The sequence below is a fragment of the Peribacillus sp. FSL M8-0224 genome (assembly GCF_038003055.1).
In the GTDB taxonomy this organism is placed as follows: domain Bacteria; phylum Bacillota; class Bacilli; order Bacillales; family DSM-1321; genus Peribacillus; species Peribacillus frigoritolerans.
This window is the reverse complement of sequence record NZ_JBBOOJ010000001.1, coordinates 4,910,360-4,922,940: the sequence shown is the minus strand read 5'-3', so window position 1 is coordinate 4,922,940 and position 12,581 is coordinate 4,910,360. Positions and strand designations below refer to the sequence as shown.

Sequence of the window (12,581 nt, the reverse complement as noted above, 5' to 3'; positions counted from 1 at the left end):
TGGAGAGGAAGTCAAGTGAGTGTCCTGTTTCTGATCGTATTGAATGTCATTGTACCGGTTTTTTTCCTTATAGGGGCGGGGGCCATACTGCATCGTAAATTCAAGTTGGATATGAATACGCTGTCTAAATTGAATCACTTCCTGCTCATGCCCGCCATTAGCTTTGTCAATATCTATCAAAGCAAATTGGGCGGGGGGATGATCGTCCAGATATTCAGCTTCCTTGCTCTTCAAGCAGTAAGCCTCATCATCGTGAGTACAGTGGTAGCGAAACTTGCCAGGTTTGATCAAAGTCTTTCGGCCACGTTTAAAAATAGTGTAGTCCTGAATAACTCGGCCAATTTCGGGTTGCCTGTCAGTCAGATGGTTTTTAATGGAAATCCCCTTGGCCTGTCGATCCAAGTCATCGTTATCATTTTTCAAAACCTGTTGACCTATACCTATGGATTGATGAATTCTGTTTCCGTCCATACAAAAAGTGCGAAGGGTGCCATTCGCGAGTTCTTGAAGAACCCCGTCATTTATGCTTTATTGCTTGGTTTAATATTACATTCAGTTTCTTTCGACATTCCGCTTTTCTTATGGACCCCGATTGAAAATATTGCGAGTGCCTTCATAGCCATTGCATTGATTACATTAGGTGCACAGAGTGCCTATTTGAAAATAACGCATTTCCCGCTTCCGCTTATCCTTAGCTTGGCGGGGCGTTTAATACTCTCGCCATCCATCGCCTTCCTGATTATTCTCATGCTGGGCTTGGAAGGGACTGTCGCCCAAGGGTTGTTTATCGCAAGCTCATTTCCCACATCCAGAAACAGCGCATTATTCGCTTTGGAATATGACAACCATCCGGAGTATGCGGCACAGGCGGTTTTGATGTCGACTTTATTCAGCAGCATAACGGTAACGATGGTCGTGTATCTATCAAAAATACTATTCTAGCAGGGCTGCTCTTTGTGGGCGGGCCTTTTTCCCGTGTCTCCCGATAAAACTTTATGAACAATATGAAGGTTTTGGAATTTATGCATTTTAGTTGGGCAATCATTGAAAGCGAAGATATTTTTGTAGAATTAAGAAAACGCTTTCAAAAGGGGGATTACTATGTTTTCTCGTAAAAAGATATCAGCGGTACTATTGGCAGGTTCGTTAGCTTTAAGTTTAGGTGCATGCAGCAGTTCGGGGACATCAGGAGAAAAGAAAGAAGATACAGGTTATCCGAAAAAAGCGATAACGGTCGTTGCTCCTTCGGGTGCAGGTGGGGGATGGGATTTAACGGCCCGTTCATTTACAAAGGTCTTGGGTGAGACGAAATTGGTGAACCAGCCATTGACCGTCGAAAACAAACCCGGCGGCGGGGGCGCTGTCTTCATGGCGGATTATGCAACACAGCAAGCGGATAATAATGACATGCTGTTCGTTAATTCACCGCCTGTCATCATCAATAACCTTAAAAAAGAAGGCAACAGTCCTTATGGATATAAAAATACGACTCCTTTGGCGCAGCTGACAAAGGATTATGGGGCGATAGTGGTAAAGGCGGATTCTGAATTCAAGGATTTGAAATCAGTGCTTGAAGCGGTGAAGAAAGATCCGCGTAAGCTGACCTTTGCAGGGGGATCGGCACCGGGATCCATGGATCATTTGATTTCCATTCTTCCAGCCTATGAATATGGCCTGAATCCAACCGAACTTAAATACGTTTCTTACGACGGTGGCGGGGAAGCGATTACGGCATTGCTTGGCGGAAATGCGGATGTGATCGGAACGGATGCATCCAGTGTCAGGGAATTTTTAAAAGCAGGAAAGATTAGAGTGTTGGCCGTAACCTCGAATGAACGTTTAGGTGGGGATCTTAAAGACATACCGACGGCAAAGGAACAAGGGGTCGATGCTGAATTCACGATTTGGAGAGGCGTTTTTGGACCTCAGAATATGTCTGGTGAAGCGAAAACCTTTTGGGACGGAACCATTGAGAAGCTAGTTGAAACTTCTGAATGGAAAAAGGAAGTGGAAGTGCAGGGATGGGAACAAGAATATAAAAATAGTGAAGAATTCAGCAAGTTTTTAGTAGAACAGGAGAAACAGGTGCAGCAATTATTGAAAGCTTTAGGCATGGAAAAATAATCGGGAAGAAGGGGGTGCTTTCACCTTCTTCTTATTTTCTGAAATGGGGGATTGTGATGGATGTTAAATTTGATCGCTTTGCTTCTGCAGCCTTTCTGGCTGTCGGAGTGCTGTTTATGATAGGAAGCAGGAAACTGGCCAGTTCTTCTTATGGAAGTTCGGTAGGACCGGACATTTTCCCTTTTGTATTGGGGCTCGTTCTTTCTCTTTTAAGTATTCGCCTGTTCTATGAGGCATTTCGGGGCAAGGGGCAGGAATCACGTAAGGAAAAGCTGCAATATAAACCTTTTATCATCATTCTGCTCTCCACCTTGATTTATATTTTGACGTTGGAAACGATAGGGTATGTCATTACGACCTTTCTGTTTTTGTTTGTTTGCTTTCAAACGATGGAACGGAATAAGTGGGTGACATCGCTCATCATTTCCGCAGGTTTTTCCGGAATCATCTATTATTTATTCGTGAATGTGTTAAAGGGAACACTGCCGGGTTGGCCAATCTGGTTTTCATAAAAGGAAGGGGGATGTGAAGTGGGCACTTTTGATTATTTAATGCATGGATTTGAAACGGCACTAACTTGGTATAACATACTATTTGCATTTGTCGGAGTATTGATCGGTACGGCGGTCGGCGTTTTGCCGGGGATCGGGCCGATGAGCGGTGTGGCTCTTTTAATTCCGGTAACCGCTTCGATTACAGGTGGACTTCCTCCAGAGCAAGCGGCAACAAGCGCCATCATTTTACTTGCAGGTGTTTATTATGGAGCGATGTATGGAGGATCGACAACTTCAATCCTATTGAATACACCTGGCGAATCTTCTTCTGTCGTCACCACATTGGATGGCTACCAAATGGCCAAGAAGGGAAGAGCGGGGAGTGCTTTATCCATTTCGGCGATCGGTTCCTTCGTCGGAGGGATCGTCACCCTTATCGCCATGATTGCCTTGGCTCAGCCATTATCGACGATTGCCATTAAATTCGGTCCGGCGGAGTATTTTTCACTCATGCTTCTAGGGTTGGCGGCAGTCAGCGGCCTTGCGGGAAAATCCGTAACCAAGGCACTGATCATGACGGTTTGCGGTTTGTTGATCGGGACGATAGGCATTGATAATGTATCCGGGATCGCCCGTTTTACATTCGACTTTCCTTGGCTGTATCAAGGGATCGAATTCCTGACGATCGCTGTTGGTCTATTCGCCCTTGGGGAAGTATTCAAGACAATCTTGGAAAAGGACGAGGATGATGGGGAAATTGCAAAGATCAATAATTTGATTCCTTCCAAAGAAGAATTCAAGGAATCTGCGGGGCCGATTGCGAGGGGATCGCTCTTAGGTTTCTTTGTAGGAATCCTGCCGGGTGCAGGGGCCACTCTTGCTTCCTTCTTCTCATACCTTATGGAAAAACGGATTTCAAAAAAACCTGGTAGATTCGGTACAGGGGCGATCGCTGGTGTGGCTGGTCCTGAAACGGCCAATAACGCGGCTTCTGGCGGAGCGATGATACCATTATTGACGCTGGGAATTCCGGGTTCCGGTACGACGGCGATTTTAATGGGTGCGCTCATGATGTACAATGTTCAGCCAGGTCCATTATTATTCGAGGACCATCCCCAGGTGGCTTGGGGACTTATCGCCAGTATGTTCATCGGGAATCTGATGCTCCTCATCCTTAATCTCCCGCTCGTTAAGGTGTTTGCGAAAATCATTGAAACGCCAAAGAAATATTTGATTCCGATCATTATCGCGATTTCCATTTTTGGTGTTTACGCGGTACAAGTATCGACTTATGATTTATTGCTATTACTAGGGTGCGGGGTCTTGGGATACTTCTTAAGTAAAAATGATTATCCAATCGCCCCGTTGGTATTAGGCCTGGTTTTAGGGCCGATGATAGAAAACAATATGCGCAGGGCACTGACGATATCCGATGGGGATTACAGTTTGTTTTTCACTCGGCCGCTTTCGCTGACCTTCCTGATCGTAACGGCATTATGGCTGCTCATTCCGGTTTTACTTAAGAAGAGAGGGAAGGATGTTGTCATCAATATTGAAGGTTAATCGATATTTTCTGAATGTTGTGAAATAACCCCTTTTTTAAAGGGGTTATTTTTTATATGATGTAAGTAGAGGTGATTGAATGCGTTTACACACCAAGTTGATGCTGGGCATCTGTACGTTAATCATCTTAATGGGTGGAATCTTTGAAGTTATTTTCATAAATATCCTGGAAAATAACCTGAAGCAGGAAACAGGGGAAAAAGCATTGTCGGTTGCCCAGACCATTTCTTTGCTGCCTGAAATTAAACAAGCTTTTCGAACGGATCATCCTTCTGTAATCATCCAGCCCATCGCGGAAAGAATTCGCAGGCAGATCGATGCGGAATTCATAGTAATAGGAGATGAGAATGAAACACGGCTGTCCCATCCAAATCCCGACTTGATCGGAAAGAAAATGGTTGGGGGAGATAACGCCGAGGTTTGGGATGGGAAATCCATCATCACGGAGTCCACTGGCACATTGGGACCTTCCATAAGGGGGAAATCCCCGATAATCGCCAATGAAAAGGTCATTGGTGTCGTCTCCGTTGGCTACCTACAGGATGATATTGAAAAAGAAGTGTCCAGTATACAAAGAAAAATCGTCTTGATCATCTCTTTTATATTAATCGGCGGTTTGTTGGTGGCCTTTTTCATTTCATTCAATATAAAAAAGGCGATATTGGGTCTGGAGCCGAAAGAGATCGCCTGGATGTTTCAAGAGAAGCATGCCATTTTGGAATCCATTCATGAAGGCATCATTGCCATTGATGTTCATGGGAAAATCACGATCGTCAATGAAACGGCGCATAAAATCCTTCATATTCCTAAAGACGTCATGCTTCGCGGACAAAAAATCGAAGAAGTCATAACGCATACACATTTGCTTGATGTAGTAAGCACGGCACAGGCCGAATATGACCAGGAATTCATGATTGACGGTGAAGTTTTTTTGGCAAGCCGGATTCCCATTTTGAATGGACAGGGGGAAATCATCGGTGCCGTTGCAAGTTTGAGAAATAAATCGGAGCTATCCAATCTCCTTCAAGAACTGTCACATGTAAAGGCGTATGCAGAAGGGCTGAGGGCCCAGACACATGAATATTCCAATCGGCTTTATACACTGCTGGGCTTGATTCAACTTGGTTCATATAAAGAAGCAATGGATTTCATATCGAAGGAAGTCGATGTGACCCAGGGCTTCATTCACTTTCTGATGAAGGAAGTGCCCGATCCGATCATTGCGGGGTTCATCTTAGGGAAGGTAAGTTTAGCCAGCGAGCTGAAAATTGATTTTACCATCGATAGAGAAAGCAGTTTTAAAGATATTCCGTCCGAAATAGATCGGGATTTATTAGTGACGATCATCGGCAATCTCATCAATAATGCCTTCGAAGCTGTACGGGAAAACGAAAGGGAGGAAAAAAGGGTATCGTTGTTCGTCACGGACTTGGGTAAAGAGTTGATCATAGAGGTTGAAGATAATGGAAAAGGGATGAGCTCAGAGGTTACCGAACTGATTTTCCGGAACGGTTTTACGACGAAAAGCCATCAAACCAATTCAGGTATAGGTTTGAGCCTTGTTCAGGAAGCAATTGATGGTTTAGGGGGGTATATCACTTTTTCGACGAAAGAAGGGGAATATACGATCTTTACAGTAGCAATACCAAAAGACAGAGGGGGATTAAATGATGGCCCATCGCGCTATAGAAGTTCTGATCGTCGAGGATGACCTGCGGATTGCCGAGATACAAAAGCTATTCATCGAAAAGCTTGAGGGGTTTCAAACGATCGGGATCGCTTCAAGCTATGACGAGGCTAAAAGCTTCATTGAAATCATGCAGCCGGATCTATTGCTGCTCGATATGTATTTTCCGGATATGAATGGGCTCGATATCCTGAAGGAAATCAAGCAGCAAAGCAAACAAATGGATGTCATCATGATAACGGCGGCTAAAGAAATTGAAAAAGTCCAGGAGGCCATCAAGATCGGCATATTTGATTATATAATCAAGCCTGTTGCATTTGAACGTTTCAAGCAGTCGTTACGCCGGTATCAAGAGTATCACATTAAACTGTCTGAATTGGAAAAGGGCAATTTTCCCGTAACGCAGCAACAGGTGGACAAGCTTTTGCGAAAGGAAATGAAAGAAAAAGAGAGGGAACAAACTTCACTGCCAAAAGGAATCGATCGGATGACTTTGGAGAAGGTGATGGTTGTGTTGGGGAAATCTTCCCCGGGGTTAACTGCGGAAATAGTGGCGAAGGAAATCGGGGTGAGCAGGACAACGGCAAGGCGGTATCTGGAGCACTTGATGTCAGAGGAAAAAATTGATGCCGATTTAACATATGGCACGGTAGGACGACCTGAACGGGTTTATGCCATCAAGATATAATGGGTTCGCCAAAGGCGGATCTTTTTTTATTTGATCGAATAAATGCAGGCGATTTCTTGGAATCGGATTGATGGGAAATTCACGTTTTTTTGCAGTTTAAAAATGATGAATGAGGAAAAAATACGTGTGAAAAGTTTTGATGCAGACAAGTATATGACAAGTGTCATGGCAGGGATTTGACGTTTATGACTATAGAAAGTCGATTATTAATCTTATACTTAAAGCAGAGATGCCGACATCGTTTTTTGAATTAATGCATTCAAACACTCCATATATTTTAAGAGGAGGAAAACATGAGTAACCATAATCAAAAACAATTGAGAAAAGATATTGCCCCTTTTGAAAAATCCAGTACTAAATCAAGCGTGAAACAGCTCATAAATACATTTCCGCCATTTTTCCTGTTATGGTTTTTAGCTTATCAAAGCTTAACCATTTCATACTGGCTGACACTTGCATTGGCCGTTCTTGCTTCTGGATTCGTAGTCAGGATTTTCATCATTTTCCATGATTGCTGCCATCAATCGTTTTTCAAAAGCAGGAAAGCGAATAGCGTCCTGGGTACAATCAGTGGGATCGTTACATTATTTCCCTATGAGCAATGGAAGCATAGCCACTCCATACATCATGCAACAAGCAGTAATTTAAACAAACGCGGTACAGGGGATATTTGGATCATGACCGTTGATGAATATATCGCCGCTTCATTCTGGGGGCGTCTTGCTTACCGTTTATATAGAAATCCGATCGTCATGTTTGGATTGGGTCCATTTTATCTATTTCTTGTATCGAACCGTCTGAATAAAAAGGGCGCTAAAAAGAAAGAACGGATGAATACGTATTTGACAAATGCTGCAATCGTGGCAATTTATGGTCTTTTATGCTTGGCTATCGGATGGCAGGCATTCCTGATGATTCAGGTACCGATGCTTTTTGTAACGGGATCACTGGGCATCTGGCTGTTTTATGTACAGCATCAGTTCGAAGATTCTTATTTTGAAGAGGAATCTGAATGGGATTACGTGAAGGCTGCCATTGATGGAAGTTCTTATTATAAACTTCCAAGGGTTTTGCAATGGGTAACCGGTAATATCGGTTTCCACCACGTGCATCACCTTAGTCCAAGAGTGCCAAACTATAACTTGGAAAAAGTCCATGATTCCACCCTGCCATTGCAGCAGGCAACGACAATCACCCTTAGTTCAAGTTTAAAATCGCTTCGCTTTCGCCTTTATGATGGAGAAAACAAGACGTTTGTAAGTTTTAAAGAGATTAAGGAACGTCTAAATGAAACAAAGTCTAAGGTGGAAATCAATAATAAACGTCCAAGTCTGCAAGAAAAATAAATAGTTCATCAAAAAACCATTCAATTCCCATTGGATGGTTTTTTGATGAAACTCCTTAGTATATACTAGGGTAAAAAGAAATAGAGGCGGCGCCATGCAAAGTTGGTATCATATCTTTCCGAAAAACACAGGGCTGAGCCCTTATGTCTGGATCATTTTTTGTATCCTTCCTTTTTATTTCATCTTCAAATCCTCTTCGATGTTGGAGATAGTCTTTGGAATCGTCATGATCATTTTGTTTTTCATATCATATGGTCTCTCATTCGTTTCGAAGGGATGGCCCGTATACGTGTGGACGGCGATACAAATAATCATTTCCATATCGATGACCATATTTTTCAGCTACATTTACTTTTCACTCTTTTTGGCATTCTTTATTGGGAATGTTCAAAATAAGGTTGGCTTTTTCGTATTATATTCAATCCAGCTATTGGCTACCATCGTGTCTGTCAATATTGGCTTCATCATGAAAGACCCTACCTTCTTTTCGCAATTTCCCTTTATGCTCATTTGTGTCGTAGGAGTGATCCTTCTCCCTTTCAACACGTATAATCGGAATAAACGGGGTATGCTGGAAGAACAATTGGAGGACGCCCATAAACGAATATCAGAGCTTGGCAAAATGGAAGAACGTCAGCGGATTGCCCGTGACCTACATGATACACTTGGACAAAAGCTGTCCTTGATTGGCTTGAAAAGTGACCTTGCAGGGAAATTGATCGATTTGAATCCGGAGACAGCCAAGAAGGAAATCAAGGATATCCGTCAAACGGCGAGGACGGCACTCAAGGAAGTACGTGAAATGGTGTCGGAAATGCGTGGGGCGAAGCTAAGCGATGAAATCATCCGGGTCAAGCAAATATTGAAAGCGGCAGAGATAGAATTCAATTTGGAAGGCACCACGGAATTGCGAGATACCCCATTGCTTGTTGAAACGGTTTTGAGCATGTGCTTGAAGGAAGCTGTGACCAATATCGTCAAGCATAGCGGTGCGGACTGCTGTAATATCGTCATCGAAGAATTACAAACAGGGGTGACGATCACAGTACAGGATAATGGAGTGGGACTTTCACATCGATCAGAGTATATTAAAGGAAATGGACTTCAAGGAATGAAAGAAAGGCTCGAATTCGTTAATGGCAGCCTGGATATTAGATCAACAGATGGAACGACACTGTATATAAGGGTTCCGAATGCTATAAAAAATAATGGATAGGTGGGATTAACCTTGATTCGAATCGTAATTGCCGAAGATCAGCGGATGCTGCTTGGCGCACTAGGGTCCATCCTTGATTTGGAAAGTGACATGGAAGTTGTCGGAAAAGCGAGCAATGGGGAAGAAGCAATGAATCTCGTCAATCAATTAAAGCCGGATATCTGCATAACCGATATTGAAATGCCAGTTAAAACCGGGCTAGATGTAGCGGAGGAGATCAAGGATCAGGGCCACCAATGCAAAGTCATCATTTTGACCACCTTTGCACGTCCTGGGTATTTTGAAAGAGCAAGAAAGGCCGAGGTAGGCGGATATCTTCTCAAGGATAGCCCTAGTGAGGAACTGGCGAACTCGATCCGTGTCATCATGGATGGGCGGCGCATTTATGCTCCCGAGCTGGTGGATATGGCTTTCGAAGAAGAAAACCCTTTGACTGAAAGAGAGAGCCAGGTGCTTAAATTGATCGCAGATGGTAAGACCACAAAGGAAATCGCAAGCCAGCTTTATCTGACCAATGGAACGGTCCGTAATTATATATCAGTCATCCTTGATAAATTGGATGTAAGCAACCGCGTTGAAGCAATCGTAAAATTCAAGGAAAAGGGCTGGTCAAAAGATTGAACAAAGCGTAAATCCCTGGAGGCTTCGCAAATCAAAAAAGCACAGTGTCAGGATTGAAATATGGTATATTAATTAATTTCTATTACATAAGGAAAGAGGATGACCATTATGCAAAAGGCTACATTTGCTGGAGGCTGTTTCTGGTGCATGGTGACACCATTTGAAGAACAACCGGGGATTGGGGGAATCGTATCCGGTTATACGGGAGGACATGTTGAAAACCCGACTTACGAGGAAGTGAAGACGGGAACTACTGGGCATTATGAAGTCGTGGAAATCACTTTCGATCCTCAGTTATTTCCTTATGAAAGATTGCTGGAACTATATTGGCAGCAAATCGATCCAACCGACGATGGCGGTCAATTCCATGACAGAGGAAGCCAATATCGGACGGCCATCTTCTATCATGATGAAGCTCAAGAAAAACTGGCCCTTGAAGCGAAAGAAAAGGTAGCGGCCAGCGGGAAGTTCCAGAAACCAATCGTAACGGAAATCCTTCCGGCCCAAACCTTTTACCCTGCCGAAGAATACCATCAAGGCTATCATAAAAAAAACAAAGATGATTATAAAGCGGACCGTGCGAAATCGGGACGCGATGAATTCATTGGCCAGCATTGGAACGGTGAATGAAATGGATCGGGTGTGTTTTCACATCCGGTTCTTTTTATTGTCCTTTTAAAGGTACAAAAATTAAATGCATTATTTTATGCGGAGGGGTCAATTTCTCATGATATTTTCATATTTCTTCAGTACACTAAGGGGTAGGTGGTGATGATCATGAATAAGAGAATTTTAATAATAGAAGATGAAGAAAAAATAGCGAGGGTCCTTCAGCTGGAACTTAATCATGAGGGTTATCAAACAGAATCGGCTTTTACCGGAAAGGCAGGTCTGGAAAGGGCGGAAGCCGAAGAGTGGGATTTAATCTTATTGGATGTGATGCTGCCCGAGTTGAATGGCATAGAGGTACTAAGGCGTTACCGGAAAAAGAATGGATCGACACCGGTCATCCTTCTGACCGCAAGGGATGCTGTGCCAGACAAGGTGAACGGCCTGGACCATGGCGCGAATGATTATGTAACGAAGCCGTTTGAAATTGAAGAGCTGCTGGCACGGATCCGTGCTTGTTTTCGTACCCATGTAAGGGAGAGCCAATCAATAGGGGAAGCGGATGAATTAAAGATCCATGATCTGAAGCTGAACCTTGGTACTAGGGACATTCACAGGCAAGGCAATAGGATTGAGCTGACTTCACGTGAATTCGATTTGCTGGTTTATCTTTTGCAAAATAAAAATCAAGTACTTTCAAGGGAGCAAATCCTGACACATGTATGGGGATATGACTTTGCAGGGGATACGAATGTGGTTGATGTGTATATCCGTTATTTGCGCAAAAAGATAGATTATCCCTTTGAGCTGCAGCTCATCCATACTTACCGCGGGGTAGGTTACAGCCTGAAGGAGCCCGTATGAAGATTCGGACGAAAATCCAATCGTATTCCAGTCTTTTTTTAAGCGTCATGCTCATATTGTTGAGTATCATCGTTTTAATCGCCTTCCTTTGGATATCGTTAGAGAGGGAACGGGATCTGCTTGAAGATCAAGCTTCATTAATCGAAGAAAATATCCTGACGAAAGATTTGATTTCCGGTGATTCCGATTTAATGGAGCCGTATATCCCGGACGATGGAATGGTGCGGATATTCGACATGGATGGAAGGCTGGTAAAATCATTTACGGATGAAGAGGACCTCAAGGGGCTTGCGGTTAAATCCATGAACGAGAAAGGATATGATTTTGCCAAAGCTGACGGTGAATATGTATTGACCTACCGTTATCCTTATCCTGATGAGGGGAAGAAATTGGGGATGATCGAGGTCACACAGCCGCAGGATACCCTCCTTGATAATTTATCGACGCTTGCCCTCGTTTTGGGCGGTGCATCCCTTTTTGTCATTCTGTTATCGATTCTTGCCGGTAAGTGGCTGGCCAACCTGATCCTCAAACCGATATCGGTCATGAGCGGAACGATGAAGGATATTGAGAAAAGCGGGGAATTCAAACGGATACCGCTAACGGATCAATCAAAGGACGAGCTGCAGGTGATGGGAGCGGCATTCAACAGGATGATGGAAAGGCTGGAGCGGAATTATAACCAACAGCAGCAATTCCTTTCAGATGCCTCACATGAATTGAAAACACCGATTACGGTAATCGAAAGCTACTCCTCTCTATTGAAACGCTGGGGAATGAAGGATCAGGCTATTCAGGAAGAGGCAGTGGAGGCAATCCATCATGAAGCCGTCCGGATGAAAAAGCTGACGGAACATCTTCTGCAGTCAGCTTCCCAAACGGAACCTTCAGAAGATGTGGAAGGGAAAATAGAACTCATTTCGTTTTGTGAAGGGATTGCCCAAACATTCAGAAGGACGGGAAATCGTGAAATAACGATAGAGTCAGAGTTTAAGGAAATCTATGCAATGACCATTTCCAGTAAGCTTGAACAGGTAATTGTCATCCTATTGGACAATGCAATGAAATATAGTGAATCAAGTATACAGATCATGATAAAACGGCAGGATAATGAAATTGTCATCGGTGTGAAAGATCACGGCGGAGGGATATCACCAGAACATCTCCCACATGTATTTGACCGTTTTTATCGCGTTGATTCATCAAGGGCAAGGAAAACGGGAGGCAATGGGCTCGGGCTATCCATCGCCCGGACGCTTGTAGAGTCAATCGACGGTAAATTGGAGATTCAAAGCGAGGTGGGAGAGGGAACGTTGGTGACTCTTACTCTTTCTCATCAAATTCTAATCTAACGCTCATGTTCATTTCA

Annotated in this window: 12 protein-coding genes; all 12 read left to right on the top strand. The window is 43.6% G+C overall.

Annotation, left to right across the window (positions count from 1 at the left end; genetic code table 11):
* Positions 1–15: 15 nt before the first annotated feature.
* The 12 genes from MKX49_RS23985 (at position 16) to MKX49_RS23930 (ending at position 12,564) form a co-directional block, all read left to right on the top strand.
* Entirely contained in the window at positions 16–942 is a 927-nt protein-coding gene (locus MKX49_RS23985) for an AEC family transporter (RefSeq protein ID WP_323066286.1), read from the top strand.
* Positions 943–1,101: 159 nt separating this feature from the next.
* Positions 1,102–2,124, top strand: coding sequence for a tripartite tricarboxylate transporter substrate binding protein (locus MKX49_RS23980; RefSeq protein ID WP_034310025.1), 1,023 nt, complete (start codon positions 1,102–1,104; stop codon positions 2,122–2,124).
* A 56-nt stretch (positions 2,125–2,180) separates the two neighbouring features.
* Positions 2,181–2,636, top strand: a complete 456-nt coding sequence (locus MKX49_RS23975) for a tripartite tricarboxylate transporter TctB family protein (protein WP_053536800.1) — start codon at positions 2,181–2,183, stop codon at positions 2,634–2,636.
* A gap of 18 nt (positions 2,637–2,654) precedes the next feature.
* The gene (locus MKX49_RS23970) at positions 2,655–4,181 is read left to right on the top strand and encodes a tripartite tricarboxylate transporter permease (protein WP_340878066.1); all 1,527 of its coding nucleotides are present in this window, start codon (positions 2,655–2,657) and stop codon (positions 4,179–4,181) included.
* 79 nt (positions 4,182–4,260) lie between these two features.
* A complete protein-coding gene (locus MKX49_RS23965) occupies positions 4,261–5,892 on the top strand; it encodes an ATP-binding protein (RefSeq protein WP_340878065.1) in 1,632 nt (543 codons plus the stop codon).
* On the top strand, positions 5,849–6,556 hold the full coding sequence (locus tag MKX49_RS23960; RefSeq protein WP_082196624.1) for a response regulator: 708 nt from the start codon (positions 5,849–5,851) through the stop codon (positions 6,554–6,556). Before MKX49_RS23965 ends, MKX49_RS23960 begins: the two co-directional genes overlap by 44 nt.
* 293 nt (positions 6,557–6,849) lie before the next feature.
* Positions 6,850–7,902 (top strand): fatty acid desaturase, encoded by a 1,053-nt coding sequence (locus MKX49_RS23955; RefSeq protein ID WP_340878064.1) that lies wholly within the window; start codon positions 6,850–6,852, stop codon positions 7,900–7,902.
* A gap of 94 nt (positions 7,903–7,996) precedes the next feature.
* Positions 7,997–9,118, top strand: a complete 1,122-nt coding sequence (locus tag MKX49_RS23950) for a sensor histidine kinase (protein WP_048688106.1) — start codon at positions 7,997–7,999, stop codon at positions 9,116–9,118.
* Between the two features lie 12 nt (positions 9,119–9,130).
* The gene (locus tag MKX49_RS23945) at positions 9,131–9,739 is read left to right on the top strand and encodes a response regulator transcription factor (protein ID WP_053536795.1); all 609 of its coding nucleotides are present in this window, start codon (positions 9,131–9,133) and stop codon (positions 9,737–9,739) included.
* Between the two features lie 108 nt (positions 9,740–9,847).
* On the top strand, positions 9,848–10,369 hold the full coding sequence (msrA, locus tag MKX49_RS23940; protein ID WP_053536794.1) for a peptide-methionine (S)-S-oxide reductase MsrA: 522 nt from the start codon (positions 9,848–9,850) through the stop codon (positions 10,367–10,369).
* Between the two features lie 147 nt (positions 10,370–10,516).
* Positions 10,517–11,212, top strand: a complete 696-nt coding sequence (locus MKX49_RS23935) for a response regulator transcription factor (protein ID WP_340878063.1) — start codon at positions 10,517–10,519, stop codon at positions 11,210–11,212.
* Complete coding sequence (locus MKX49_RS23930; RefSeq protein WP_340878062.1) at positions 11,209–12,564, top strand: sensor histidine kinase; 1,356 nt, start codon at positions 11,209–11,211, stop codon at positions 12,562–12,564. The genes MKX49_RS23935 and MKX49_RS23930 overlap by 4 nt, the downstream gene beginning before the upstream one ends.
* Positions 12,565–12,581 lie beyond the last annotated feature (17 nt).

What these genes read in the sequence shown, in the direction of transcription:
- MKX49_RS23980 (WP_034310025.1), top strand. Translation starts at nt 1,102, where the DNA reads ATGTTTTCTCGTAAAAAGATATCAGCGGTACTATTGGCAGGTTCGTTA.
- MKX49_RS23975 (WP_053536800.1), top strand. Translation starts at nt 2,181, where the DNA reads ATGGATGTTAAATTTGATCGCTTTGCTTCTGCAGCCTTTCTGGCTGTC.
- MKX49_RS23965 (WP_340878065.1), top strand. Translation starts at nt 4,261, where the DNA reads ATGCGTTTACACACCAAGTTGATGCTGGGCATCTGTACGTTAATCATC.
- MKX49_RS23960 (WP_082196624.1), top strand. Translation starts at nt 5,849, where the DNA reads ATGATGGCCCATCGCGCTATAGAAGTTCTGATCGTCGAGGATGACCTG.
- MKX49_RS23955 (WP_340878064.1), top strand. Translation starts at nt 6,850, where the DNA reads ATGAGTAACCATAATCAAAAACAATTGAGAAAAGATATTGCCCCTTTT.
- MKX49_RS23950 (WP_048688106.1), top strand. Translation starts at nt 7,997, where the DNA reads ATGCAAAGTTGGTATCATATCTTTCCGAAAAACACAGGGCTGAGCCCT.
- msrA (WP_053536794.1), top strand. Translation starts at nt 9,848, where the DNA reads ATGCAAAAGGCTACATTTGCTGGAGGCTGTTTCTGGTGCATGGTGACA.
- MKX49_RS23935 (WP_340878063.1), top strand. Translation starts at nt 10,517, where the DNA reads ATGAATAAGAGAATTTTAATAATAGAAGATGAAGAAAAAATAGCGAGG.
- MKX49_RS23930 (WP_340878062.1), top strand. Translation starts at nt 11,209, where the DNA reads ATGAAGATTCGGACGAAAATCCAATCGTATTCCAGTCTTTTTTTAAGC.